Genomic DNA, 25,097 nt, shown 5'->3' with positions numbered 1-25,097 from the left:
CCGCCTCAGCCAGCGTGACCGGGGTTTTCCCGGCGCGCGTTCCAGAGTAATAACGCCAGCATGCAAACTGATACGCCGCGCCGTTCGGCCGTTGTCGATCTTGGGTCCAATTCGGTGCGCCTCGTTGTGTTCGAGGGCGTTTCCCGTAACCCTGTTCCTATTTTCAATGAAAAAGCGGTGCTGCGCCTTGGGCGCGGCCTGACAGCCACTGGCCGCCTGAATGAGGAAGGGGTGAGCATGGCCATGGAGGTGCTGGACCGCTTCCATGCCATTGCCCGCGCCATGAATGCGGAACCGTTTGAAATTCTGGCGACAGCCGCCGTGCGGGACGCCGCAAATGGTCCGGATTTTGTGGCTGCACTCCGCGCCAACATGCCCGACGTGCCTATTCGTATTCTGTCCGGCGAGGAAGAGGCCGATCATTCCGCCATTGGCGTGATGTGCGGTATTCCCGGTGCAAGTGGTCTGGTGGCTGATGTTGGGGGCGGTTCTCTTGAACTTATCCGCATCACCAGTGATGGCCGTCATGATGCCAATACCCTGCCGCTTGGCGTGATCCGTCTGAGCGATCGGGCCAAGGGTGATCTCAATACCGCCAAGGCGTTGGCGGATGCGGATATCGGGGCGGTAAGCTGGCTCCCTACCGTCAAGGGCGGAACGCTGTATCTGGTGGGGGGCGCTTTCCGTGCGCTCGCACGGCTGCACATCGCCCGCATGAACTACCCCCTCAACATTGTTCATTACTATACGCTGGGCTTGGAAGAAGCGCGGGAAATGACCGGCTGGCTGCTGCATGCGCCACGCCGCAGTCTGGAACGCCTGCCGGGGGCACCCAAAAAGCGGCTGGATGATATTCCCTTTGCCGCAACCGTTCTGCGTCGGCTTTTGCGCAAGGTTCAGCCTGACCGGGTTGTGTTCTGCGTGGATGGCCTGCGTGAAGGGTGGTACATGCTGAATGTAGCCCCTGATTGCCTGACGCAGGACCCCATGACCGTAGTGGCACAGGATATGTGTGCCCGGCTGGGCCGCAGCATCAAACTGCCTGATGTGTTGATGCGGTGGACCAACGCCCTTTTTGCTGACGAGACACAACGCCAGACCCATTTACGCCGGATTGCCTGCTGGCTTTCTGATGTAGGAAGTCATGACCACCCGGAATATCGGGCCGAGCAGACGTATTGGCGTATTCTTCGCCTGCAAGGGGTGGGGTTTGACCATGAAGCCCGCGCCTGGCTCTCCCTGGCGCTGGCTGTTCGGTATGCGGCTGATCTGGATGCGGAGTTTCTCTCTACCTCCCGCACATTGCTGGATGAAAAACAGTGGAAGAAAGCCGTGGTTCTGGGGCTGGCGCTACGGTTGGCCTACTCTGTTTCCGGCGGGACGGCAGCGCTGCTTGAAGGAACTGCTCTGACATGGGACCGCAAGGATCTGATGCTGAGCCTTGGCGCTGCATGTGTTGCTGTGCGGGGGGAAAGCGTGGGCCGGGGGCTGAATCGCCTCGGGCAGGCGCTGGATGTCTCTGTCCGGCTGGATGCAGAACCCGACAAAAAGTGATCTCTGGCGTTATCGGCCAGAGATAGATGTAACGGACCTGACGATTTCTCCCTCAGTGCCTGCCGGAAAAACGGGCACGTACTGAGTGGGCAGGCGGGCGGACAAACGCCGTTTTGTTCCGTCTTCCTGTTTTTTCCATGAAAAACTGAGGATGGGGTGAAGCCCCTTAAGCAGCAGGCCTCTCAATGGAAAGGCCGCCTGCGCAATAACAGCGCACGCAGGTAAGCAATGCGTGGAACGGGAGGGCCACCCGCTTTAGGGTGGACAAGCCAGTGACTTCTGGGCACCCTGTAATTCTTACGCCTGCTCCGGCATCTGTCTGATTTTCAGGCAGGAATTGGGTCAACACCCTGCGGGAAAAGGGGATCAGTGGCCAGTTAAGTCAGTGGAAAATATCACGTGTCTTCTGATGAGATAGTCGATCCAACTCTCCAGCACGATGTGTCCGTGCGGCGTGTGCTGCTGCATCTGGTCCTGCCTTTGCTGGCGCTTGTTCTGGGTATTGTGGCCGTTATCGTAATCGGCCTGCATTCCTATCGTACCACGCGGGCGGGCGTGGAATCTCTCACGCATGACCTGCTGGGAGCAGTGCAGCATTATATTGCGCAGGAAGTATCCGATTACATCATGCCGGCCTCGGCTGGGAATGTGATTGCCAGCGGCATGATCGAACACGTGCCGCCCGCAGTGCAGGACAAGGTGTTCTATTCCTATGGTGGGGCCATGTTGCGCAGCGTGCCGCAGCTTCAGTCCTTTTACCTGGCAGATGATAGCGGGCGCTTCACCCTGATTACCCGCCACGGCAAGGATGGGAAGGAGCAGGAACGCACCACCTTGCAGGTGAAGGATGGGCATCAGGTTTTCCATCATGACTATTACACCATTGATGGCACCAAGACGGGTGAAGCTGATGATGATGCCAAGGATTATGATCCGCGCAAACGGGCCTGGTACCAGAACACAAATGGCACCAACCAGATAAAATGGACGCAGCCTTATCTGTTCCCCACAGATAAGCAGTTTGTCATGACCAGTTCCCTGCGGTTCAAGGGGCAGGATGGGCACACACTGGTTTTTGCGACCAATATCTCGTTGAACGAACTCAGCGCGTTTCTTGACAACATCAAGGTGGGGAAAAGCGGCAACGCCATTGTGCTTGATAGCAAGGGCCGTGTCATGGCCGGCCGAAACCTGATGCAGCTTGCCGAAGCGGCCGGGTGGGACCCCAACAAGATGGTGCTGGACCCCAAAACGCACCCCGTGTTTGCCCGTGGGTATGATCATTACCGGGTGCGTGGATTTGGCCCCCGGACCTTTACCCTGAACAAGAAACGCTATGTGACCATTGCCTCGCCGCTGCCGGGGTCTTCTGAAGGCTGGATTCTATTGCTGTCCGCGCCGGAAAGTGATTTTGCCAGCTTTGCCAAACAGAGCAGCCAGCAAAGTCTCCAGTTTGCGGGCGTGATTATTACGTTTTCCCTGATCTTGGCCGGGTTGCTGATCCGTCAGGTCAGGCGGTCTGAACGGAACGCACGTCTTCTTGCTCGCCAGAAAGCTCAGGTGACGCATGAGACAGGTGCCGTGCAGCAGGTGGCGTCCACGCCGCGCCTGTTTGACCCGACCAATGATTCCCTCGTGCTGACAGAGCAGTTGGCCTACGTTACCCACGCCCGTCGCGCGAGTATCTGGCGCTTCCTGCATGATGGGTCCGCCATGGTCTGCAATGATTCGTATGATGAAAAGCAGGATGCCCATTCTGGCGGGTTTGAAATGTCGCGGACTGAACTGGATGCGTTTTTCAAGGCGGTGGAAGAAGGCGAGCCCTTTACGGTTGCAGATGCAGCGGTTGACGAACGCACCACGCAATTTGAACGGCTGGTCATGCGTGAGGCCGGAACCCGCATGCTCTCCGTCTACCCCATTCATGAAGCCGGGGGCGTAGCGGGGGCCGTGGTGCTGGAAGATGCGAACATGGCCCCGCATCTGGTGTATTTTGTCGATCTCATTGCGGCTATTGCCGGCATGCGGTTGGCTGCGGCAGCGCAGAATACGCCGGAAATTGATCATCCGAACGAGGCCGGAGCGGACCACAGCACTCAGGCCGTGCAACAGGCATCCTCTCTGCCGACCACGCAGTTTGACAACATGCTGATGCGTGCGCCGGAAGTGGCTGCGGTTACAACATCCGGCATCTATCCTGCCGTGGCTGTTCTGGTCATCACGTTCTCTGATCCCGTGGTGGACGGAGAATCAGAAACGCAGGCTCTGCTGGCGCTCATCAATCAGCTTGCTTCCGATGTGCAGCGCATTGCGCAGGACAGAAAACTGTTCGCGGTGGAAGTGGCCGGGCACCGCCTGATTTGCATGGCGGGCTGCTCAACCGAGGAAGACGCTACGGCTATTATCCGGATGGCTGATGCCGCGCTGACCATGCGTGAAACGCTGATGGCAGCCCTTGCTGCAGCAGATCTGGAGCCCGTGTTCACCATGGGGCTGGACTACGGGGCCGCCTTTGGTGGGCCGGTTGGTGCAGACCCGCAAGTGTTCAACCTGTGGGGGCAGACGGTTTCTCTGGCCGAACTCATGGCGCAGGGTGCGTCGGATGCGGGCACTATTCAGGTAACCGAGCGTGTTTATGCGGCTTTGCGTGACCGTTACCTGTTCCGAAGCCGCGGAACATTCTTCGCCCCTCATCTTGGTCTGGGGCAGGCCTATGTTCTGGCAGCCCGCCGATGAGCGAGGATAACATTGCCCCACGCGAAGGCGGAGGAGACCGGGACCCCATTCTGGAAGGGGATGCCACCCCGCACCGTCAGCGCAGACCTTTTGTGCTGCACGAATGGATCAGGGAAAAACTGGCGTGGCTTGGGCACATCACCCGGCATCAGGCACGCTTTTTCCTCATCATGCTCGGGGCATCATGGGGCGTTATTTATGAAAGCTTCCGCTCTCACTCATGGCGCAGAACCGTCTGCTACGAGTTTGGTGTAACGCTGAACAGCGTAATCGGCGGCGGTCTGATTGCCACCCTGTTTGCGGGCACACTTACGGGTGTGGCGGCTGTTTCCCAGACCATATACTGGCTGGGGCTTGCGGGCCTTGCCAAAATGACAGGCTCCATTCTTGTCAACGTGGTCATTCGCGAAATTGCCCCCATTCTGGTGGGTATTCTTCTGTTGGGCCGTAACGGCATGTTGTCCGTGACGGAGTTGGGGCTGCTGACAACCGGCGGCCAGATCCGGTCCATGCAGGCGCAGGGGCTGGACCCGTTCCTGCTGCTGGTCATGCCGCGCACACTGGCATTTACGGTTGGTGGCTTTACGCTGGGCATTCTGTTCTCGTTCGCAGCGCTGCTGACCGGTTACATCATCAGCCGTATTTCCGGGGTGATCACCAATCCGGTCTGGACGTTCTTTTATGATGTGGTGGTGGCTATGTCCTCCACGGATTATCTGGTCATTCCGCTCAAATTCATCACGGTCGGGTTTGTGGTGGGGCTGGGGGGCTGTCTGACAGGCCTGACCGCTACCAATGAGGACAATCTGCGCACGCTTCTGCCGCGTGGTTTCTCCCGCGGGATGCTGATTGTGATGGCTGTCAGCGTTCTGTTCAGTCTGGATCTGTAAAGATGGAGACACGCACCGTTGGCCCCCTGCTGGAACTGAACAAGGCAGTTCCTTCCTTTGATGAAAGCGGCCTTCCGCCCGTGCCGTTCAGCATGCGGCTGATGCCGGGGGAATGCGTGGTGGTTGAAGCACGAGACCCGGAAAATGCAATCCAGTTTGCAGATATGTGTTCCGGGCTTGTGCCGCTTGATGATGGCAGCGTGAAATTCATGGGGCTGGATTGGGCAGAACTGCATGACAGGGAGGTCAATGCCCTGCGTGGGCGTATTGGCCGCATTACGCGCAGGCCAAGCTGGCCCACGTTTCTGGGCACGCATCTGGCCATCACGTTGCAGCAGTTGCATCATACCAACCGCCCGATGGATGATGTAGTGGCCGAGGCAACCCGCCTGAGCGAACAGTTTGGCCTGCCGGGCCTGCCGGTGCTCCGGCCAGCCCTGCTGTCTCCGGCGGATCTGGTGCGGGCGGAATGTGTTAGGGCTTTTATGGGACGCCCCCGTTTACTGCTTCTGGAAGACCCGCTGGAAGCAAGTCCCGTGGAACTGGAAAATGCGTTTCTCAGCGCGTTGACAGATGCGCGGGATAAGGGGGCAGGTGTGATCTGGCTGGTACGCAATAATGCCATATGGCAGGGCTACCGGCAGGGTGTAACCAGTATGTGGCGTCTTGCCGATGACGGGCTTGTAGCAGTACGGACGGGGTAATGTTCCAGATCCGCTTACGACAGAAAGTAAAACCGCTGATCTCTCTCCGCTATGCGGATGAGTGGGTGGGCTTCCTTGTGCTTCTCAGCGTGGTGCTGTTTGCCGGTGCCGTGGTGGAGGCAGGCGTGTTGCGAGACTGGCTGACGCCGCCCGCCACCTTGCGGGTGACATTGCCAGCAGGCGGGGTGGGGGGCCTGACAGTGGGGGGCGATGTGCAGCTTCTGGGCGCACATGCGGGCACGATCCGTTCCGTCAAGCTGAACCCTTCGGGCGACATGTATGCCATTGTTGATCTGGACCCTCAGGCCAAACCGTTCATTCGGCGCGATAGCACGGCGGTGATCCGCAAGCAGTTTATTGTGACAGGGGCCGCCTATCTGGAACTGAACAAAGGGCATGGGGACCCCATGGACTGGAGTTACGCTGTGATCAGCGCCACTCCAGCCCCCAACCCGGCAGATATGATTACCGCCACCCTGAACGATATTCAGGCCCAGATCATGCCTGCCATTGCCAGCGCCCGCCACATGATGGCGCAGCTTGATGCCACCATTACAGACATGCATGCGGGCAAAGGCACCGTCGGGCAGTTGATGACCAATGATGAACTGATCCGTCAGGCGCAGGCGGCTGCGGTTTCGCTCAACACGGTTATTGACCGGCTGAAACCCATTGAAAAACAGATTTCGGGTGTGATGAACAAGACGGATGCCACTATGGGCAATCTGCGCTCGGCATCGCAGGATCTGAAAGGCGCCACGCCGCATCTGCCGGCCATTGCGGGCAATGTGGAGGCCAGCACGGCAGATCTGCCCGTTCTGCTGGCGCAGGCGCAAACCACTCTGTATGGGCTTGAAAAGCTGACTGACCAGTTACGCGGCATGTGGCTGCTGGGTGGCTCGAAGGTTCAGAAAAAGACGCGCCTCGCACCGCGGCAGGTGCGGCCATGAAGCGCCTGCATGCCGTGATGCTGCTTGGCCCGCTGCTTCTTTCGGGTTGCGGCGGCACCAAGGAAGCGCCCTCTGCTCGAGACGATGCCCAGTGGGATCAGGCCATGACAGCGGGGCAGGATTCCTTTGATCTGGGCCGCTATAGCGTTGCCATTACCCAGTATCGGAAAGCGGCTGATCTGGCCCTGATGCGCGATGATGGAAAAGCAGCGGCCGAGGCAGGCTACAATCTGGCAGTTGCCCAGCTTGCGGCTGACCTGCCAGCGGATGCGGTGCGCACGGTACAGGCCGCGCGGCAGGCTGCACGTGTTCGCGGTGAGGGGATGCACGCCGCGTTTGATCTGGTGGAGGCTGCGGCTGATTATCGGCTGAAGCAGTATCCGCAATCTGTTGCGCTGGCGGAGCAGGCTATGGGCGCGTCAGAGACAGCGCTCGCCAGTCGGGCGGCCTTTGTGGCTGGCCTCTCGGCTTCGGAAGGGGGAGATAGTGCAGCCCTTCAGAAGGCGAACGTGTATCTGCAAGGCATGAAGCCACCGCTTTCGCGCTCCATGCAGGCGGACAAGGCCGAGATTGCGGCGCGGGTTCTTCTGGCGTCTGACCCCACACAGGCAGCACAACTTGCGCAGAATGCTGCTGACTTGCGGCGGGACGATGCCTCTTATCGGGATATGTCGCGCGCGTTGGCACTGGCCGCAACGGCAACAGATCGCGCCGGAGATCATCAGAAAGCGGCGACGCTCTGGGCTCGTGCGGCACAGAGTGCGGCCATTCAGGCAAACGCGGCTGGAAAAGTGGATGCCACCACGGTGGCGCATGGTGCTCTGGCCAAAGGCGGCACCCGCACGGCAGAAACTGATGCGGAACAATGGGCGCGTCTGGCTGGTGGTATTTCCTTGCATCCGTTTGAGACTGACACCAAGTAGGAAAAGACGCTCTGACTTCAGCTTCGGAGGGGCGCGGGAAAACGCGCCATCCCGTGGGACATGTGCCTGTGCGGAATTGCTGGAAAGACTATTCGACTCAACAACTCATGCTGTGTGCGCCAGCAAAATGTTGGAGAGGTATTTCAAAAGGCGCATCAGATGGCCCAGATGTGCCTTTTGATAGATGTGTTCAGGCAGGAAATGGCCTGCGCTTTCAAAGCAGCACTCTGTTGATGTGTTAAGAAGCCATGCTCACAGGCAGGAGCGTGCCGGAGTACCGTGAAGCTTCCGGCAGCCCCTGGCCGGGAACGACAGGGACAGGACGGCTATCAGCACTTTCCATGCAGGAAAGCTCTTTTTTGAAACAGGCTTGAAATCATTCACTGTTTCATACCTTTCTTTCTGCGGGGCGCTGAAAGCCTTGGCCTGAGGCCAGGTGTAACCCTTTATGCCTCTGATGAAGGACGTTGATGCACGCACTGGCCATTCACCCATGTGGCATCCACACAGCGGTCGTCTCCCAGTGTCATCAAGACAAACAGCATATCCGCGACAGTCTTGCTTTCACGCGTGCGGAGAGCCAGCAGCGGTGTGGCCTGTGGGTCAAGCACACATAGGTCAGCCTCCATACCGGGGGCAATGGTGCCAATCCGGTCTTCAAGATGCAGGGCTTCTGCTCCTCCTCTGGTGGCCAGCCAGAAGGCCTGAATGGCGTGGAGCCGTTGAGGCGAGGCCATGAGAGAGACCTTGTAGGCTTCCCCCATGGTGGCCAGAAGGGAGAGGCTGGTGCCTGCGCCTACGTCTGTTCCCAACCCGACATGCACAGGGCGGTTGGTGGCTTTTGCGTCGAACAGTCGGAACAGGCCACTCCCCAGAAAGAAGTTGGATGTCGGGCAATGGGCCAGTGCGCATCCTGTATCATGGCAGTGCTGGAAATCATGCTCATGCAGATGAATGCCGTGGCCGAAGATGGCGCGCGGGCCAACCAGTCCGGCTTTGTCATAAACATCCAGATAGGAGGCGCTGTTGGGGAAGAGGCGCGCAACGGTGGCGATCTCTTCCCTGTTTTCGGAAAGATGGGTCTGCATGAACAGATCATCCTGACTGCGGTAGAGGTCTCCGGCCAGTTCAAGCTGTTCAGGCGTGCTGGTAATGGCAAAACGGGGTGTTACGGCGTAAAGCTGCCGCCCTTTGCCATGCCAGCGCTCAATCAGGCTACGGGACTGCTCATACCCGGTGCGGGCTGTATCACGCAGGGTATCGGGCGCATTGCGGTCCATCAGCACTTTGCCTGCAATCATACGCGTGCCAATCCGCGCAGATTCTTCAAAGAATGCGTCAACAGATTCTGGATGCACCGTGCAATACACAGCGGCGGTGGTTGTGCCGTTGCGCAGCAGTTCTGTCAGGAAGGATTTGGCAACAGCCTGTGCCACATCCTTGTCTGAAAACTTGGCCTCTGCCGGGAAAACATACTGTTGCAGCCAGGCCAGCAGTTCTTCCCCCCAGGATGCGATAACGGGCAGTTGGGGATAATGAACGTGGCTGTCAATAAACCCGGCACTGATCAATTTGTTGGGGTAATGCGTAACGGAAACGCCTTCCGGCAGGAAAGCGCGTGTCTGCGTATAAGGCCCAGAATGCGTGATCTTGCCATCCGTGATCAGGATCAGGCCGTCTTCTTCCACATGAAGCGCGTCTTCCGGCGCTGTCAGGAAAGGGTTGGCGCGAAACGTGACAACGCACCCGCGCAACGCGGCATGACGGGAAGAGGCAGGCATACAGGCTCCTGAGATATCAAGAATGGCAAGGTGTGATCTCGCCCTTGTTACGCGGGTTTTCGCAACGGTTCCATGCGTAAATGGCCGGAGCGCCGCAAAAGCTGCGGGTGTATCACCGTGCGAGCGCGTAGCCATGGCGAGAACATGGCGGCTCTGGCACAGGAAGAGCGGACATGAAAAGCTTATGGCAGCGGTTGAAAGAAAAACGTGAGGCAAAGCAGCGAGATCGTTACACCAAACTGGATGAACTTCCCCCCACCGGGGCAGGTGCGCGGAATGGTGAGAAGAAAATTCATTTCACAACCAACGAGGCAGTACGCCGCTTCCGTGCTCATGCTTTGGTTGAAGAAAAAAGTCACCGCGATGTGGTGCGGGTGGGGCTGCGCGATAGTGTCTGGACAGACCTTTACCATCACGCGCTTACCGCAAGCTGGCCTGCTTTTGCTTATACGGCCGTTATTTCCTATTTCCTGATCAATCTGTTTTTTGCCGTTCTATACTGGTTTGCGCCAGATCAGGTGACAGGGGACGGACAGCATACCCTGCTTTCTTTGTTTTTCTTTAGCGTGCAGACGTTGTCCACCGTGGGGTATGGGGGCATGGCCCCGATTGGTCTGTATGCCAATACGGTTGTTTCGTTTGAAGTGCTGGTGGGTATGATGATCAACGCGCTGGCAACGGGGGTTGTGTTTGCCCGTTTTGCTCGGCCGCGCGCACGGATCATGTTCAGCAACACGGCGGTTATCAGTAACGAGAACGGCGTTCCGGCCCTGTGCATCCGGATTGCCAACCTGCGGATCAGCGTGATTTTATCTGTTGATGTCGAGGTTGCGCTCTCGCGCCTTGTTGTGAGTGAAAATGGCCATCTGGTGCGCCGGTTTGATCAGCTTCTGCTGGTGCAGTCCCATGTGCCCGTTTTACGTTTTGCCTTTGTGATGGCGCATGTCATTGGGCCGGATAGCCCCTTGCATGGCAAAACAGTTGCCGAGCTTGAGCATGAAGAAGCCGAAATCATGGTGACAGTCACCGGGACAGATGAAGCGTTGGGGCAGACTGTTTTTGCCCGGACCGCTTACCGGTTTGATCGGGTGCGCCATAATCATCGGTTTGTGGATATTGTGGCATCCCGGCCCGATGGAAGAATTGCCGTGGATTACACCCGTTTTCACGATATTGAAGAACACTGATCTGCGGCTTTGCGTCAGTGCGGCAGGATGGTCTTGGAACAGTGTTGTCTCTGGCTGTACACGTTGAACGTGAGTTCGGTTTTTGTGGAAGCGGTTTTTTGATCGTTACCACTCCGCTATTGCAGGCATGACGAACGGCTACACTTGAAAGACTTAAAGACGGGGTTAACAACACAAGCACGGCAACGGATTGTGTCTGCAACGCTCGTGCTGAGTGTTGTTATCCTGTTTGTGGCATTCGTTACCGCAAGGAATACACGTTCTTAGTTTGAAGATGTTTGTCGGTCTCACACTTTAATATGAAGGGCAGTATTTTTTTCTGTTTGACATCGTCTCTCTTCGAAATTTATCTATTTATTACGTTATTTTAGTAAAAGGGATGAAGTGATTTGATCTATCGATTTGCACCTTCAATCCGGCTCCTCGGCATGATCGTTTTTGTGGGGGCAATGCTTCCGTCTATAGCGCTCGCTGATATCTCAAAGCCAACGGTTTCAAAAGTGGGCGATATGACAGTCGAGGATAGCACGCTTACGCTTGTTCCTGGAGGCTCTCAGATCGTTGAATTGCCTGAGAACGTGAAGTCTGCGTCCGCTTTGCCGGGAGTTGTCTTAATCAATATTACGTCTCCCCGTGTTGCAGAAATCATTGCCCAAAAACCGGGGCGAGTGGACGTTATCTTTAATGGAAAAACGAAGATTGTTCGCCTGCACGTGACTGTCGCTGCCCCCAAATAGGGCTTCTCATAGATCATTTTCTTGCGTTGATCTTCATAATGCCTGATGCCTAAGGTGCCTTCTTGCTGGACGGCACATGAAAGCGCCTTGTGGTATCCAGGAAAACAGCATTTTGAGCCAGCTCCTTACGCATGACTTCCAGACTGCTGACAGCGCGGGTGAGTTCAAGGTGAGTGGAAAGATTTTTCTCTTTCAGTGTGGCCGCCAGAAGTTTTGCTAAAGCATCTGAGGCTGTTTGCGCAGGCGTTAGCGAATACCCACGCAGATGTGCAATGGCGTGCAGAACAGTACGCAATGTTTGGGCCAGTTCTGGTGGCAGATCCCTGTAAGCCAGAACATGGTGCAGCCGCAGGATCAGTAACCCCACGGACATCAGGCCCATTGCGCCCGCCAGATAGGCTTCCGTTACGGCATCTGGTTTTGAACCTGCATGGCGGATAATCTGCGCCAGTCTTCCCCCAGAGCGGGCTATCCAGTCAGATGTGGAAAAAGCGGTGTCAGATGCCGCAAGAGCACGAAGGTCTCTGACCAGCTTGCGCCGAATACGCCACCGTTCGGCCGCGGCATCAAAAGGAAGAACCAGCCTGAACGCCCAGACACCCAGCCCAATGCCAAACACAACGGCGGGTGTTGTGTTGAACCACATCATCTCATCCATGCGTGTGTGGTTTGCTGGGCCGACCATAAAAGGCAGAAAGTTGTTATAGGCCGCGGCGGTGCCCGTGGCGTTTGGTGCACGAAGCGCTAAACCACCAACCAGCATGGGGAAAAACAGGGAGGCGAGTAAGGTTTCATTGCTCGCCTGTTCCGGCAAAACCAGAAAGACCAGAAAGAAGGAGACAATAGCAGCCCATATAGCCCCCCTCAGAAAACCACCCGACGCCTGAACCGGATTTTCAAAAGAAGAAAAACGGGTGCTGGTAACGGCCACAAACATGGCGACGGTTGAGCCCTCCGGCCAGGCCGTAACTTCCCATAGCAAGCCGCCCATGCAGATGGCTGCTGCCGAGCGCAGACCGTTGTTTAAGGCAAGTGTGAAATCTTTTTCGGGATGGCGATCAAACCGGAAATGATCTTTGGGAATGGGGTCTTGCGTTGCAATGAAATGAGCAAGCGCAATATCCAGTTCCAGAAGCAGTTTAGCTAGTGCGGCTTCCAGAATGCGGCTTTCAAGCAGGTCGCGCATGGCCTGCGTTGGCTGCTCTGACTGAAGCCTTAGCTGCTCAAACGCGATCAGATCATCTACGGAGCGTTGCAGGCAATCTGTGCGGTAACGGGTGAACTCCCGCCGGATGGCGATGGCGGCGGCAACCGGGTTGTCGCTCTTGATCTCGTTGGGAACCTGACTGAGCAGTAGTGACAGTTTGCGAAGGATGCTTTGAAAAGACTCAGGCAGCGGGGCTGCTGCCTGCATGTGAATATGCAAGGTGAGCCCGCGTGAGAGGAAAGTGGAAATGGCACCCAACGCGGCACGCGCATGATCTCCGGCATGGGAGTGTGGGCCCATTTCAATATCGCTGAACTCAATCTGGTCAGCCAGTGAGGGAATGCTTCCCATCAGGGCCTGTGAGCGGAAGAGTCCGTCCTGCTGGCCAAGCAGAAGGTCGGTCATGCTGCGGCAGGCGCCGCTTAATGCATCCTGAAGCCGCGAGCATATTTCCTGTTTTGCAACACGATCAAGCCGGGGGGCGAACAGCATGGCAAGCGCGCTCTCGCACAGAATACCCAGCGTGATGTAGGTGGTGCGGGAAAGGGCGATCATGAACACGTTGTCTGGCTGGTTGGCAGCACTCAGCACAATAATGGTGCAGGTAAAGGCTATCAGAACCAGAGCGTAAGAGCGGAAGTTGCGTAAAAACGTGGCGTAAGCGCAGCACAGCCCGGCCCCAAGTGCCAGAGAGGGAAACAGCAGCCACGGACTTTGCGGAAAGGCGGCCAGAAAAGCCACACCCGCAACAGCCCCAATGCATGTGCCGGTAAGACGCCACTTTGCTTTTGAAAGACTTTGCCCGCGGGAGTTCTGCGCCACGATCCAGGCTGTCATGGGGGCCCATTGGGGGCTGTCCATTTCCATCCACAGGGCAATGGTCAGCGCCAGTAGCGCCGCACATGTTGTTCTGATGGCAAACCCCAGATTACTGGGAGAAGGCGCAACAAGCCACGCCAATGGCGCTGTTTCTGGCAGGCCTTTCAAGCCCTCGGTTGCTCTGATGATCCATGTCCGCAAACGCAGGGGCAGGTGCTCAGAGAAAGAAAATGCGTGCACGAACCAATCAGTCCTCCCTTTTGTTGTTATAACAGAAAAGTGAGGGCTGGGCGCATATTAAAATAGTTTTTCAAAAACGAGAGATTTTCTGAATCCGGAGCTGCAAGATGCGTGGTGCATGCTCCTGTTCCCTAGGGCCGATCCGCCCTTAGAGGATGGAGTGGTATGGATTGATGCAGCCCGAAAACACTCTGGGTGCAATGCCATCTTTGGATGATCAGCCTGCTGGAAGATCGTTTGAAAAAGGACTTTCCGCCGATGGATGAATGAGGAGTTCCTATAAGGCTGCTTGAAGCCTCAGTAGTTGAGCGATGGCGAGAGAGTTTTGTGATTTAATAGGTAGAGATGAATGTGCGGCGCGAAGCCTTCTGGCTCCAAAAGCTGCCAAGCAATAAGCCACAAAAAGACCCGCTAAAGTGAGTTGAGAGACTGTTCAAACAACTTCAAAGCCTGAAAAGGCGAATTTCCAAGCTGGATGCTCAGGCGTTGGGCCGGACCATACGGCTTAACGCCGCCATAAGCAGGAATGTCTCTCAAATACGGGTGCCAGACGTTATGGGGTTACCCTTATACGGCGCGGTATGGCTTGGTGGCGTCCAGGAAGACGGCGTTGGCTTCCAGTTCGTGGGAGACCACAATCAAGTAGGCAATGGCGCGTGTCAGTTCGATGCGGGTTGTGATGTTGGGTTCCACCGCTTCAATGCGTCGCAATGTCTGGGTGGCAATGCGTGCCGAGCGTGAGGTGCGGCCATATTTGCCGGTAAAGCGGCTCATGCGTTGCATCACGACTTCAATGGGCCTGCGGGCTGAGGGCGGAATCTGGTTGCGTTCAAGCAGAACGCGTAGCCGGATGATGTTCAGCCCTATGGTCATGGCGGCAAGGGTGCCTTGCAGGCAGCCTTCAATGGTCGGGCTGGGCGTGGGGCCAGCATGACGGATCAAACGGGCGAAACGGTCAATATTGCGACCAATCCAGTCCCGTGTCTGCGGCATGGGCTCGGCGGAGGCCAGTGTGCGAAGATCTCTAAGCAGCGTGCGGCGCATACGCCACCGTTCCGCCGCGCTGTTAAAGGGCAGAATGGCGCGGAACACGATAACCGCAAATGCAACCCCCAGCAGCACGGCTGCCGTGGAGTTGAACCACGCGACCTCGTTCTGGCGGCCCTGATTGAGAGGGTGAACAAAGTTGGGAAGCAGAAGAGTATAAGCGGCAGAATGCAGCGCCGTAGCGGCATTTCGGGCTGCCAGCCCACCTGCAATCATGGGCAGGGCGAGGGTTGCCACCAGCATTTCATAATCCGCCTGTGTGGGCAGGATCCAGAACACCAGAAAGAAGGAGACAAATGCCGCCCACAGGCCACCAACCATGAACTGGGTGGTGGCAACAACCGGGTTTTCACGTGTGGCGAACAGGCCGCAGACAATGGCGACAAACGTGATGAAGCCCAGGCCAGCAGGCCAGGCGGTAATTTCCCACACCAGCCCTGCCGCGGTAATGGCCACAGTGGCGCGAATACCATTATAGATGGCTTCCCGCTTATCAACGTGGGACTGAAGCCGGAAATGGAAATGGTCGCCGCGGATTACATGCTGGCTGGCATCATATTCCCGAATGGCCTGTTCCAGTTCGCCCAGAAGTTCATCCAGCGCGTTGTGCAGAATGCGGCCATCCAGCAGAACCTGAATTTTTTCAGCCGTGCGGTCCTCATAGGGCGTGCTGATTTCAGCCGTCAGGGCATCCACAATCTGCTGGCGGCACCCGGCCCGTAATAATTGCAGATCACGCAGCAGAGCCTGGGTGCTTTCATCCGTTTCAAGCCGTGGCGCCAGACCGTTCAGAAATGTGCTGACGCGGGTCGCCGTTTCGCGAAAAGCAGCCTGATCCGTGTCCAGCCATTGCAGGCGCACTGCCATCCCAAGACCGCGTGAAAGCAGGACGGAAACAGCGGCCAGCGCTGCGCGGGCGTGATCGCCCTCGTGGCCGTGGGGGCCCATTTCCACTTCTGAAAATTCGATCTGGTCATTGATGGACAGCAGCGGGCCAAACATGGCGCGAGACTGCACCAACGCTTCATCATCACCAGACAACAGACTTGCGACAGAGTTCGAGACGTTCCCCAGCGCGGTGCGTAGCTTATCGCGGATGTTTTTCCGCGCGGTGGCGGCCAGATTGTGGGCGAACAACCCCGCGACGGCACTTTCACAGACAATACCCAGCACAATGTATGTGGCGCGGGACATGGCCGTCATGAACACATTGGCAGGGTTGGGAATGGCCCCAATGGCAATAATGGCGCAGGTATAACCGGCCAGAACCAGCGCGTAGGATCGGAAATTGCGCACAATGGTGGCCAGTGTACAGCAGACGCCCACCCATATGGCCAAGGCAGGGAAGAACAGCCACGCCTGCTGAATGAAGGCGGAAATCAGGGTGATGGACATCACCACCCCAATGGCAGTGCCAACCAGACGCCAACGCGCCTTGGAAAGACTTTCCCCGCGTGAACCCTGCGCCACAATCCAGACGGTCATGGCCGCCCATTGCGGATCATCCAGCTCCATCCACAAGGCGATCACCAGCGCGATCAGTGCGGCGGCTGTGGTGCGAACGGCAAAACCAACGGCGGAAAGAGATGGCGCAAACAGCCATTGCAGGCGCGCCGCGCTCTGCTGCCCGGGCCGCCGGAGGGGGCGGAAATGGCGCAGGGGGCCAATGCGATCAAAAAGGAAGAGCGGAAGGCTTGGCAAAGCGGATACTTTACTGGCTACGGCTGGAAGGTGCGTGTCTGATAAGGAAAGTAGCGCGATTCCCGAAAATTTCCTTGTAGTGTCAGATGCATATCAGCCAACCGGCTTCCTACGGTCTGTCCAGAAGGGCATATTTATCGCGTTTATAGCTCTCGCATATGTCAGCTATTTGGTCCATGATGAAATGCGCTGGTAGTGCGTGTGTGCAATACTGGGCTTACGGGTGCAGCAAAACAGACGAGCGGAGAAAGTCTAGATGTCCGATTTCCTTTCTAACCTGGTTGGTAAGGTGGAAAGCGCACTGGGTGTAGATTTGCAGGGCGCATTACAGCAGCAGCTTCAGAAGTTGCTCCAGCCGGAAAACCTGCAGGCTATTCTGGCACAGGCTGATCAGGCCGGACTGGGAGACAAGGTGCGCTCCTGGGTTGGGCATGGAGAAAATCTGCCTGCCACCACGGATGAAATCCGCGAAATTCTTGGCAGTTCCGTTGTGCATGATCTGGTGGCGCGTACCGGCCTGCCTGCGGATACCGTGCTGACCACGCTCTCGCACTACCTGCCGGAAGCCGTTGATAAAACCACGCCCGCCGGGGAAGTGCCTGCCGTGGCACCTGCGCCCAAGGAAGCCTGATTGCGCTCCGCGCTGGCCTGAGCCAAGGGTCGATTGATCTTAAGCGGCAAAGTGGGGGATGCGTCTCTTGCTGCGTCGCTTTTCCGTAGGACGGCGGCTCTCGAGACGAGGGCCGCACTGTCATCATCCTTACTGATGATATGCCCTTTTATGTGGCGGGTTGAGGCAGTGCAGTATGCCGTGTCAGTCAGCCATAAGCAGCGGTAAAGAGAACATCCGCAGAGTGCCTTGGCATACGGGGGAATTCAGCAGGTGCGTTTGTCTTCATATTCCGTTATGATGATGAGATGAACCTAGGCGAGCGTATTACCCGAGTGGATAGCTGGCTGCTGGATGATGTGTGCCAGCCTCTGGCTGACCGTCTGCCCGAGCGGCTTCCTGCTCTTGAAGTGGGCATGAGCTTTCAGTTCGGCTCCCTCCTGTTTTCGGCTGTTTCCATCATCGCGGTTTTTGTTCTTGGCGGCATGATGGACTTTACCAACATGGCCTTCAATGTGCTGGTGTGGTGCCTGTGTGTAACGTTTTTCATCGGGCTGAGCCGCATGCGCGTGCTGGTCAAGCCGGGGCGGCCTAATCCTTTCCGTTACATGTTGCAGGGGGTGCGGCTGGTTTCCATTCCGTTCACCCTGTATGTGCTGTATCAGGCATCCACGACACCGCCACCTTTTCGCATCGCCATGTGGTTCAATGCGCTCTCTAATCTTGTGTTCGTTGTGGGGCTGTATTTCATTTCCTGTCAGCCGCGACCGCCGAAGGCCCGCGCGCGGGAAGATATCTGGGCCCGAGCGCACCTGCGTGAGGTTGGCACGGGTTAGGGCGCAAAACACCGTTTTCATTCAAAGAAGGCCGCACAGAGGTGCGGCTTTTTTTGTGCCTACTGATAGGCACTTGATCAGGTGCGTCCAATGCCTCTGCGGTTTTCATGAAAAAAGGCTGTTTGAATGGTTTCCCATGTTGGGAGGGCTTTTTGTGGCGGGAACCTTTGGGTTTTTCGTCCCGATGGCCACCGTGCCAAGCTTTCACATTTGCCTTCTTAGTCTCAAAATTTTTTGCCACCTCTCAATGTCTTCTAACGTTTGGGAAGATCTCTAATGCAGGATCGTAAGAGGCAAAGTGCGTGGCGGAGAGGTGGGGCGGCCCAATCTGCTGGCAGAAAGCGCGCGTTGGCAACGGTGGGAAAGAAAACTGCTCTGACGCTGCTATGCCCTGCATAGAGACTTCCTCACCCGTGTTCGGGTACAGCGTCTTGGGCTGCTTTTCCGGGATGAGAATTAGGCAAAGAAAAAGCCGGGATACCATAATGGTCCCGGCTTTTTGGTCTGCTGCTAGGGCTGTTCCGCTGTGGTGGGCGGCTCAGGGGTTATCCTGATCGTGCTCGCCTTGGGCAATGCGGGCCTGTGCGGCCCCACGCCACGGGGCATCCTTGGGGGCGGCGTCCAGTGCTTTGCGGAACAGGGCGAGAGCCTCTGGCGTTACGTGGCCGTTTGCGCGGGTAAGAGCTTCCCCGGTGCGGGCGGCAATTTCGGGGTCAAAGCTCAGATCAAGCGCATGCTGCCACGCAGCTGCGGCTTCTGCATAATGTTCGCGGGAGGCTTCAGCCTGCCCCAGAAGCAGGTAACCCTGCCGCAGATTAGGGTCGTCTGCTGGCAACTGTGCCAGTGTCTGCTTCAGTTTGTTCAGAATGGTGTCATTCTTGGTGTTCTGCTCATGCTGTGCCACCAGACGCGGGCCAAGAGGCTGGGCTGGTAGGGATGGCACACCGTTGGTCAGATAAAGCCCTACGGCCACCAGAGGGATAAGCCCGAGCGCGACCCAGACCAAAGCGGGAGAAATGGCGTCCGCTGCCTCTGCCGGTGCGGTATCCGCCACCAGAATGCGGCGCTGGATTTCCAGCCGCGCAATATCATGCTCGGCTGGGGCAATCAGGCCGATGGCAAGATCACGGTCAATTTCAGAAAGCTGGGCTTCGTGCAGGGCGAGGGCCGCGCTGCGTTCATCCCGCACCTGGCGGGTGCGCCGCCACAGCGGTATGGCCGCCGGGGCCAGAGCCAGCAGGCTTAACAGGGCAATGGAGAGCCAGATCATGTGCTCAGTCCTTTGTCAGCTTGGCCAGACGGGCCTTTTCTTCGTCTGAAAGCGGGGGCGGAGCCGCAGGGGCAGCGGCACGGCGGCGATAGGCAAAGAATGCCAGTGTCAGGCCAAGCAGCAGGGCCAGAACCGGCATGCTCCATAACAGCAGGGTGCCAACAGAAAGCGGCGGGCTGAGGCGGATGAAGTTGCCGTAGCGGTCCACCATCCAATCCATAATCTGCTTGTTGGTTTCGCCCTTGGCCACATGTTCACGCACCACGCGGCGGAGGTCCCGCGCCAGTCCTGCACTGCTGTCTTCAATCGATTCATTCTGACAGACAAGGCACCGCAACTGGGAGCCAATGGCTTCCGCGCGGGATTCCTGTTTGGGGTCCGGCAGCATTTCGGATGGATCATCCACAGCCATCACCAGAGCCGGGGCCAGCAGCACACTCAGGCCGATCAGAAACGCCGGAACAAGGCGGCGCAGGGAGGTCAGGCGCAGGCGGCTCATGCTGTTTTCAGCTTTTCAAGCAGAGGGGCGAGTGTGTTGCGGATGGTATCAACATCCAGTGGAGAGGCCGTATGCCAGCGGATAATGCCGCCGGGGCCAATCAGGAAGGTTTCAGGCACACCCGAAATACCCCATTCGATCCCCACGCGGCCTTCATGATCGCTACCCAGGCGGGTGAAGGGGTTACCGGAATGTTTCAGGAAGTTGGCGGCGTTTTCAGGGCGGTCCTTGTAAGCAATGCCCCAGAGGGTCACATCGTCTTTCAGGCTCATCAGTGTGGGCATTTCAGCCAGACACGGAATGCACCAGGAGGCAAAGAAGTTCACCAGAACCGGCTTGGTCAGGCTGCGCAGATCCTGTGCGCCAAAGCCCTGGCCGGGCGGCTGGGCGGTCAGGGTGAAGTCTGGCACCGGGCGGTTGAGCACCGGCGCATTGATGTCATGCGGATTGAAGGAGCCATGCTGCATGCCCGCCAGCATTTTCCAGAACCCCACACCCAGCACGGCAGCCCCGGCCAGAGGCAGGCCCATCATCAGCCGTCGGCGGGTGAGGTTCTCGTTTTGAGGGGAGGTGCTCATGCTGCTGTTACCGTTTCTGCGGAAAGTTTGGCACGGCGGGGAGCGCCCACGCGCATGCGGCGGTCAGACAGGGAAAGCGCACCGCCAATGGCCATGACCAATGCCCCCAGCCACATCCATGGGGCTAGCGGATTGTAATGCAGCCGCAACACGTATGTGGGGGCGGCATCCGTGCCGTGCTTATCACCTAACACACCATACAGATCGGCCAGCAGATTGGTGTGGATGGACACTTCCGTGGTGGTCTGGTTCTGGCTGTTGAAGCTGCGTTTTGACGGATGCATCACGGTCACAAGTTTGCCGTGGTGGCGGATTTCAATGGTGGCAACAAGGGCGGAATAGTTGGGGCCGGGCTCCTGCGTTACGTTGGTCAGGGTCCAGTCATAGCCCGCAAGATGCTCGGTGGTGCCCACTGGCACTTCCACAATTTTATGCTGGGCCTGAGACATAGCTGCCAGCCCTAGCACGGTAATGCCCACACCGGCATGAGCAAGGGCTGTGCCAAAAATGGAGCGGGGCAGCATGCGGGCGCGTTGCAGGCTGCCAGCCAGCGGCATACGGAACAGGCGCACGCGCTCTGTAATATCCGTAACGCTGGCGGCAATGATCCATACCGCGACACCACAGGAGAGCATAGGCAGCAGACCGGACACACCAAACGCAGCTACCAGAAACGCAATGGCGGTGACAATGGCGGCCAGCCAGAGCCGCTGAAGCACCGGCCATAACTGCGCGCGCTTCCATGGCAGCATGGGGCCAAAGCCCATGAAGATGAACAGGGGCAGCGCCAACGGAATGGTGGTGGCATCAAAGAACGGTTTGCCAACAGAAATGGTGCGGTCAAACAGCAGGGACATGAAGGGCGGATACATGGTGCCGGTGACAACCACTGCGCAGATGGAGCACAGCAGGATGTTGTTCAGCACCAGTGCACCTTCACGCGAGACCGGGGCGAACAGGCCACCCGCCGTGAGCGATGGTGCCCGATAGGCGAACAGCGCCAGAGAGCCGCCGATGACCAGCGCCAGAAGCCCCAGAATGAAGATACCGCGGGCCGGATCGTTAGCGAAGGCATGCACGGAATTCAGAATGCCCGAGCGCACAAGGAAGGTGCCGGACAGGGAGAATGAGAACGTGGCGATGGCCAGCAGAACGGTCCAGATTTTCAGCCCTTCACGCTTTTCCACCACAATGGCGGAGTGAATCAGCGCGGTGCCGGTCAGCCACGGAATGAGGGATGCGTTTTCCACCGGGTCCCAGAACCAGTAGCCACCCCAGCCGAGCACGTAATAGGACCACCAGGAACCAAGGGCGATCCCGCATGTCAGGAAGCACCATGCTGCCACGGCCCATGGGCGCACCCAACGGCCCCATGCGGCATCCACCCGGCCTTCCATCAGCGCGGCGATGGCGAAGGCGAAAGGCACCGCAAACCCCACGTAACCCGTGTAGAGAATGGGCGGGTGGAAGGCGAGGCCGGGGTCCTGCAACAGGGGGTTCATGCCCTGCCCATCCATGGGGGCAGGCCACACGCGGGCAAATGGGTCTGACGTAGTCAGGCAGAACAGTTCAAACCCGGCAGCGACGGCACCCAGGACAGCAATGACGCGCGCCCGCAGGGCAGAGGGAAGGTTCCGCCCGAAGGCCGCAACCGCCGCACCGCAGATGCCCAGAATAAGCGCCCAGAGGAGCACTGAGCCTTCATGGTTGCCCCATACACCGGTGATTTTATACAGAAGCGGTTTGGTGACAGCGCTGTTTGCCGCCACGTTCTGCACGGAAAAATCATCCGTAACAGCAGCGTTCACAAGACACAGGAAGGACACCACAAGGGCAAAAAGCTGACCAAGGGCAAGCCCCGGTGCCAGCATCATCACACGCCTATCCCGCCGATGTGCGCCAATCAGAGGCAGGATGCCCTGTGCAGCAGCAAAAATACAGGCAAGTGCCAGGGCATAATGTCCGAGTTCGGGGCTCAGCATATCAGGGGGGTGACTCCCGGTGTTCTGGGTAACGGTATGAAAAGAAGGGCTTAGTTGGTGGAGGGCGCTGCGGGTTCTTTGGGAGAAAGATCTTTTTTCGCGTCCTGCACGGTCATGCTGTTCCAGCTTGCGGCACTGGGCGGCGGCCCGAAGCGGGGGTCCCATTTACCTGACTTCTTGAGGGCTTCGGCTACTTCCTTGGGCATGTAGGTCTCATCATGCTTGGCAAGAACCTCGCTGGCCACAAAGCCGTCCTTCTGCATGGTACCCACGGCCACAACACTCTGCCCCTCCCGGAACAGATCAGGCAGAATACCTTCATACCGCACGGTTACGGCGGCCTGCCCATCGGTTACGTCAAAACGGGCAACGGGTGTTTCACCGTGCTTTTCACGTTTGACAGAGCCAGCCACCACCATGCCGCCCAGCCGCACAGTGCGGTCAGCCGGTGGCGGTTTGGTTGCAACCTGGGAGGGCGTGACAAAAAACACGATATCGGAGGAAAACGCCCGGAGCATCAGGGCCGCGGCGGCTCCAAGGCAGGCAACGCAGGCAATGATAAGCCAGAGGCGGCGGGTCTTGCGGGTCATGGAGTAAGGGGGGCTCCTGAAGGCCGGGAGGAAGTGCGTTCAAGCGTGGCAAGCCGGGCACGGGCTTTTTTGAGGCGCAGGGCCGCACCAACGGACAGCACAAGCGCCATGCCAGCAAACAGCCCGTAGCTGGCAAGAATATAAGGAAGGTGTGTCATGCAGCGCCTCCACGGCGGCGGGGGCTGGAGAGCAGGCTGCGGATCCGGTTTTCCATGACAGCTGCCCGCAGGCGCGCCACCACGATGGCAGCAAACCCAAGAGAAATGCCGATCATGGAAAGAGCCAGCGGCCACAGCATGCTGCTGGACATGGTGGGGGCACCTGTCAGCGTGATGCTGTCTGGCTGGTGCAGAGTGTTCCACCACTGCACACTGAACTTGATGATGGGCAGATCAACCGCGCCAGCCAAAGCCAGAATGGCGGCGGCCCGGTAGCCACGCTGCGGATCATCAAATGCGCGGATCAGGGCAATATGGCCCAGATACAGGAAAAACAGCACCAGCACGGAGGTCAGCCGGGCATCCCACACCCACCAGGTGCCCCACATGGGTTTACCCCATAGTGAGCCCGTGGCCAGACAGAGTGCGGTAATGCACGCGCCTACCGGCCCGATCTCCACGGCTGCAAGGTCTGCCAGTGGATGCCGCCAGACAAGGGAGAGCAGGCCGCACACTGCCAGCGCCGCATAGCCGCTGGATGCCAGAATGGCGGCGGGCACATGCACATACATGATGCGCACGGAATCGCCCTGCTGCCAGTCAGCCGGGGAATAGAACAGTCCCCACCCAAGCCCTGCGAGGGTGAAGAGCAGCGCGGTCCATGTCAGCCAGGGCTGGATGCGTGCGCCCAGCTTCAGAAACCGGCCGGGATTGGCATACCGGTGAAAGAAACTACCAGTACGCGCGACAAGGGTCGGTGAGGCGCTCAAATGTCAGTCCGTTTCGTGTGTCACAACCAGATGAGCCGCAACATCATCCGGCTGTATGGGGGGCGCGGATAAGTGTGCTCGGGCTCTCTCCTATATCATTATAAGCCTCTTGACACGAGGCCGTTGTTCATGGGCGTCCTGCCCACACAACACAACGGAGGAAGACATGCTGTTTGCCATCATCTGTACAGACCGCCCCGGCGCGCTTGAAACGCGCATGGCCACGCGGGAGCACCATCTGGCATTTCTGGAGCAGTATAAAGCGTCTATCCAGTTTGCCGGGCCTCAACTGGATATCAATGGCAAACCCTGCGGCAGCCTGATTCTGATTGATGTGAAAGACCGTGCCGAAGCTGAAGGTTTTGCGGCGGCAGACCCGTATGCAAAAATCAATCTGTTTGAGAGCGTGATTGTGCGCCCGCTGCGGACAGTGTTCCGTGACGGCGCGCTGGCGGAATAGCCATGGCATTCTGGTTGGTGAAAAGCGAGCCTGACGCCTTTAGCTGGGATGAGCAGGTTGCAAACGATGTCGAACCCTGGACCGGGGTTCGGAACCATCAGGCCAAGAAAAACCTTGCTGCCATGAAGGTGGGAGACCGCGCGTTTTTCTATCACTCCAACGTGCAGCGGGCCATTGTGGGTGTGGTTGAAATTGTGCGTGAAGCCTATCCAGACCCCACGGCGGAAAGCGGGGCCTGGGTCTGCGTGGATGTCAAGGCCATTGGCCCCATGCCTCGGCCTGTTACTCTGGCGGAGATCAAGCAGAGCCCGGAACTGGAAGAACTGGCCCTAGTCAGGCAGTCCCGGCTCTCTGTCTGTCCGGTGTCCGAGGCGCACTGGCAGGTATTGTGCCAGATGGGCGGCTGGCAGGAGTCAGCCTGACAGGCTGTGCTCATTATCCGTTAAAGCCATAAAAAAGGCGGCCCGTGCGAGGCCGCCTTTTTTAACGCCGGGTTATTCGTCCGGAAGTATGGCTCAGCCCTGTGTGGCGAGAGTCCACAACTGGCCAGCACGGTTGCCAGAGCGACAATAGCTGAAGACAGGCCCGGGCAGGGTGTTCAGGGCTTCCTGCATTTCAATCACGGCATCGGAAGACGGCGCATGGCCAGCGGCAACCGGAATGGAAATGAAGGCCAGCCCGGCAGCGCGTGCGGCTTCGCCAATGGTTTCAGCAGATGGCTGGCCGGGTTCTTCACCATCAGGACGGGTGCAGATAACGGTTTTGAAACCAGCATCCTTGATGGCAGGAATGTCAGAGGTGGAAATCTGGGGGGCAACAGCAAAATCGGCGGTGAGGCTACGGTAATGGGTCATGAATACGACTCCTT

The 25,097-nt window shown here is 57.9% G+C and carries 23 protein-coding genes; 12 read left to right on the top strand and 11 right to left on the bottom strand.

What is annotated here, in order from left to right; genetic code table 11:
• Positions 1-60: 60 nt before the first annotated feature.
• The 6 genes from AD948_RS15680 to AD948_RS15655 all read left to right on the top strand — a co-directional run bounded on the left by AD948_RS15680 (position 61) and on the right by AD948_RS15655 (position 7,757).
• Entirely contained in the window at positions 61-1,554 is a 1,494-nt protein-coding gene (locus tag AD948_RS15680; RefSeq protein WP_006557249.1) for a Ppx/GppA family phosphatase, read from the top strand.
• A 399-nt stretch (positions 1,555-1,953) separates the two neighbouring features.
• Positions 1,954-4,290, top strand: coding sequence for an adenylate/guanylate cyclase domain-containing protein (locus tag AD948_RS15675; RefSeq protein WP_061472614.1), 2,337 nt, complete (start codon positions 1,954-1,956; stop codon positions 4,288-4,290).
• Positions 4,287-5,180: an MlaE family ABC transporter permease gene (locus tag AD948_RS15670; protein WP_006557253.1), complete on the top strand. Its 894-nt coding sequence runs from the start codon at positions 4,287-4,289 to the stop codon at positions 5,178-5,180. Before AD948_RS15675 ends, AD948_RS15670 begins: the two co-directional genes overlap by 4 nt.
• Positions 5,181-5,182: 2 nt before the next feature.
• Positions 5,183-5,884, top strand: coding sequence for a P-loop NTPase family protein (locus tag AD948_RS15665; protein ID WP_006557254.1), 702 nt, complete (start codon positions 5,183-5,185; stop codon positions 5,882-5,884).
• Positions 5,884-6,834 (top strand): MlaD family protein, encoded by a 951-nt coding sequence (locus tag AD948_RS15660; RefSeq protein ID WP_061472613.1) that lies wholly within the window; start codon positions 5,884-5,886, stop codon positions 6,832-6,834. Before AD948_RS15665 ends, AD948_RS15660 begins: the two co-directional genes overlap by 1 nt.
• Positions 6,831-7,757, top strand: coding sequence for a hypothetical protein (locus AD948_RS15655; protein ID WP_061472612.1), 927 nt, complete (start codon positions 6,831-6,833; stop codon positions 7,755-7,757). Before AD948_RS15660 ends, AD948_RS15655 begins: the two co-directional genes overlap by 4 nt.
• A gap of 446 nt (positions 7,758-8,203) precedes the next feature.
• Here the strand turns inward: AD948_RS15655 and guaD are convergent, their stop codons facing one another.
• Entirely contained in the window at positions 8,204-9,538 is a 1,335-nt protein-coding gene (guaD, locus tag AD948_RS15650) for a guanine deaminase (protein ID WP_061472611.1), read from the bottom strand.
• A gap of 173 nt (positions 9,539-9,711) precedes the next feature.
• On the opposite strand from guaD, the gene AD948_RS15645 reads away from it, so the two are divergent.
• Positions 9,712-10,725, top strand: coding sequence for an ion channel (locus tag AD948_RS15645; RefSeq protein ID WP_061472610.1), 1,014 nt, complete (start codon positions 9,712-9,714; stop codon positions 10,723-10,725).
• 428 nt (positions 10,726-11,153) lie between these two features.
• Positions 11,154-11,462 (top strand): hypothetical protein, encoded by a 309-nt coding sequence (locus AD948_RS15640; protein ID WP_058986947.1) that lies wholly within the window; start codon positions 11,154-11,156, stop codon positions 11,460-11,462.
• Positions 11,463-11,511: 49 nt separating this feature from the next.
• Here AD948_RS15640 and AD948_RS15635 read toward each other — a convergent pair whose 3' ends face one another.
• Positions 11,512-13,689 carry an FUSC family protein gene (locus tag AD948_RS15635; protein ID WP_338076685.1) on the bottom strand — a complete coding sequence of 726 codons (2,178 nt, stop codon included), beginning with the start codon at positions 13,687-13,689 and terminating at the stop codon, positions 11,512-11,514.
• 606 nt (positions 13,690-14,295) lie between these two features.
• Positions 14,296-16,476, bottom strand: a complete 2,181-nt coding sequence (locus tag AD948_RS15630; RefSeq protein ID WP_061472607.1) for an FUSC family protein — start codon at positions 16,474-16,476, stop codon at positions 14,296-14,298.
• A gap of 256 nt (positions 16,477-16,732) precedes the next feature.
• Here AD948_RS15630 and AD948_RS15625 point away from each other — a divergent pair, with 256 nt between their 5' ends.
• Both AD948_RS15625 and AD948_RS15620 read left to right on the top strand, forming a co-directional pair.
• Positions 16,733-17,107, top strand: coding sequence for a YidB family protein (locus AD948_RS15625; RefSeq protein ID WP_006557266.1), 375 nt, complete (start codon positions 16,733-16,735; stop codon positions 17,105-17,107).
• A gap of 287 nt (positions 17,108-17,394) precedes the next feature.
• Complete coding sequence (locus AD948_RS15620; RefSeq protein WP_061472606.1) at positions 17,395-17,922, top strand: hypothetical protein; 528 nt, start codon at positions 17,395-17,397, stop codon at positions 17,920-17,922.
• 538 nt (positions 17,923-18,460) lie between these two features.
• Here AD948_RS15620 and ccmI read toward each other — a convergent pair.
• From ccmI to AD948_RS15590, 7 genes are read right to left on the bottom strand one after another with little or no spacing between them, the layout of a single operon-like run.
• Positions 18,461-19,192 carry a c-type cytochrome biogenesis protein CcmI gene (ccmI, locus tag AD948_RS15615; RefSeq protein ID WP_006557268.1) on the bottom strand — a complete coding sequence of 244 codons (732 nt, stop codon included), beginning with the start codon at positions 19,190-19,192 and terminating at the stop codon, positions 18,461-18,463.
• 4 nt (positions 19,193-19,196) lie between these two features.
• Positions 19,197-19,691 (bottom strand): cytochrome c-type biogenesis protein, encoded by a 495-nt coding sequence (locus tag AD948_RS15610; protein WP_035377618.1) that lies wholly within the window; start codon positions 19,689-19,691, stop codon positions 19,197-19,199.
• Entirely contained in the window at positions 19,688-20,269 is a 582-nt protein-coding gene (locus AD948_RS15605) for a DsbE family thiol:disulfide interchange protein (protein ID WP_061472605.1), read from the bottom strand. The genes AD948_RS15610 and AD948_RS15605 overlap by 4 nt, the downstream gene beginning before the upstream one ends.
• A complete protein-coding gene (locus AD948_RS15600) occupies positions 20,266-22,251 on the bottom strand; it encodes a heme lyase CcmF/NrfE family subunit (protein ID WP_061472604.1) in 1,986 nt (661 codons plus the stop codon). Before AD948_RS15600 ends, AD948_RS15605 begins: the two co-directional genes overlap by 4 nt.
• Positions 22,252-22,301: 50 nt before the next feature.
• Entirely contained in the window at positions 22,302-22,841 is a 540-nt protein-coding gene (ccmE, locus tag AD948_RS15595) for a cytochrome c maturation protein CcmE (RefSeq protein ID WP_006557272.1), read from the bottom strand.
• On the bottom strand, positions 22,838-22,999 hold the full coding sequence (locus AD948_RS17920) for a heme exporter protein CcmD (RefSeq protein WP_006557273.1): 162 nt from the start codon (positions 22,997-22,999) through the stop codon (positions 22,838-22,840). Before AD948_RS17920 ends, ccmE begins: the two co-directional genes overlap by 4 nt.
• A complete protein-coding gene (locus AD948_RS15590) occupies positions 22,996-23,769 on the bottom strand; it encodes a heme ABC transporter permease (protein ID WP_006557274.1) in 774 nt (257 codons plus the stop codon). The genes AD948_RS17920 and AD948_RS15590 overlap by 4 nt, the downstream gene beginning before the upstream one ends.
• Positions 23,770-23,935: 166 nt before the next feature.
• Here AD948_RS15590 and AD948_RS15585 point away from each other — a divergent pair, with 166 nt between their 5' ends.
• Complete coding sequence (locus tag AD948_RS15585; RefSeq protein WP_006557275.1) at positions 23,936-24,229, top strand: YciI family protein; 294 nt, start codon at positions 23,936-23,938, stop codon at positions 24,227-24,229.
• Between the two features lie 2 nt (positions 24,230-24,231).
• The gene (locus tag AD948_RS15580; protein WP_061472603.1) at positions 24,232-24,651 is read left to right on the top strand and encodes an EVE domain-containing protein; all 420 of its coding nucleotides are present in this window, start codon (positions 24,232-24,234) and stop codon (positions 24,649-24,651) included.
• Between the two features lie 93 nt (positions 24,652-24,744).
• Here AD948_RS15580 and AD948_RS15575 read toward each other — a convergent pair whose 3' ends face one another.
• Positions 24,745-25,083, bottom strand: a complete 339-nt coding sequence (locus tag AD948_RS15575) for a TIGR01244 family sulfur transferase (RefSeq protein ID WP_006557277.1) — start codon at positions 25,081-25,083, stop codon at positions 24,745-24,747.
• Between the last annotated feature and the right edge of the window lie 14 nt (positions 25,084-25,097).

This window comes from Acetobacter senegalensis, from assembly GCF_001580995.1.
GTDB lineage: Bacteria > Pseudomonadota > Alphaproteobacteria > Acetobacterales > Acetobacteraceae > Acetobacter > Acetobacter senegalensis.
This window is presented reverse-complemented; position numbering and strand designations above follow the sequence as displayed.

What these genes read in the sequence shown, in the direction of transcription:
- AD948_RS15680 (WP_006557249.1), top strand. Translation starts at nt 61, where the DNA reads ATGCAAACTGATACGCCGCGCCGTTCGGCCGTTGTCGATCTTGGGTCC.
- AD948_RS15670 (WP_006557253.1), top strand. Translation starts at nt 4,287, where the DNA reads ATGAGCGAGGATAACATTGCCCCACGCGAAGGCGGAGGAGACCGGGAC.
- AD948_RS15665 (WP_006557254.1), top strand. Translation starts at nt 5,183, where the DNA reads ATGGAGACACGCACCGTTGGCCCCCTGCTGGAACTGAACAAGGCAGTT.
- AD948_RS15660 (WP_061472613.1), top strand. Translation starts at nt 5,884, where the DNA reads ATGTTCCAGATCCGCTTACGACAGAAAGTAAAACCGCTGATCTCTCTC.
- AD948_RS15655 (WP_061472612.1), top strand. Translation starts at nt 6,831, where the DNA reads ATGAAGCGCCTGCATGCCGTGATGCTGCTTGGCCCGCTGCTTCTTTCG.
- guaD (WP_061472611.1), bottom strand. Translation starts at nt 9,538, where the DNA reads ATGCCTGCCTCTTCCCGTCATGCCGCGTTGCGCGGGTGCGTTGTCACG.
- AD948_RS15645 (WP_061472610.1), top strand. Translation starts at nt 9,712, where the DNA reads ATGAAAAGCTTATGGCAGCGGTTGAAAGAAAAACGTGAGGCAAAGCAG.
- AD948_RS15640 (WP_058986947.1), top strand. Translation starts at nt 11,154, where the DNA reads ATGATCGTTTTTGTGGGGGCAATGCTTCCGTCTATAGCGCTCGCTGAT.
- AD948_RS15625 (WP_006557266.1), top strand. Translation starts at nt 16,733, where the DNA reads ATGTCCGATTTCCTTTCTAACCTGGTTGGTAAGGTGGAAAGCGCACTG.
- AD948_RS15620 (WP_061472606.1), top strand. Translation starts at nt 17,395, where the DNA reads ATGAACCTAGGCGAGCGTATTACCCGAGTGGATAGCTGGCTGCTGGAT.
- ccmI (WP_006557268.1), bottom strand. Translation starts at nt 19,192, where the DNA reads ATGATCTGGCTCTCCATTGCCCTGTTAAGCCTGCTGGCTCTGGCCCCG.
- AD948_RS15610 (WP_035377618.1), bottom strand. Translation starts at nt 19,691, where the DNA reads ATGAGCCGCCTGCGCCTGACCTCCCTGCGCCGCCTTGTTCCGGCGTTT.
- AD948_RS15605 (WP_061472605.1), bottom strand. Translation starts at nt 20,269, where the DNA reads ATGAGCACCTCCCCTCAAAACGAGAACCTCACCCGCCGACGGCTGATG.
- AD948_RS15600 (WP_061472604.1), bottom strand. Translation starts at nt 22,251, where the DNA reads ATGCTGAGCCCCGAACTCGGACATTATGCCCTGGCACTTGCCTGTATT.
- ccmE (WP_006557272.1), bottom strand. Translation starts at nt 22,841, where the DNA reads ATGACCCGCAAGACCCGCCGCCTCTGGCTTATCATTGCCTGCGTTGCC.
- AD948_RS17920 (WP_006557273.1), bottom strand. Translation starts at nt 22,999, where the DNA reads ATGACACACCTTCCTTATATTCTTGCCAGCTACGGGCTGTTTGCTGGC.
- AD948_RS15585 (WP_006557275.1), top strand. Translation starts at nt 23,936, where the DNA reads ATGCTGTTTGCCATCATCTGTACAGACCGCCCCGGCGCGCTTGAAACG.
- AD948_RS15580 (WP_061472603.1), top strand. Translation starts at nt 24,232, where the DNA reads ATGGCATTCTGGTTGGTGAAAAGCGAGCCTGACGCCTTTAGCTGGGAT.
- AD948_RS15575 (WP_006557277.1), bottom strand. Translation starts at nt 25,083, where the DNA reads ATGACCCATTACCGTAGCCTCACCGCCGATTTTGCTGTTGCCCCCCAG.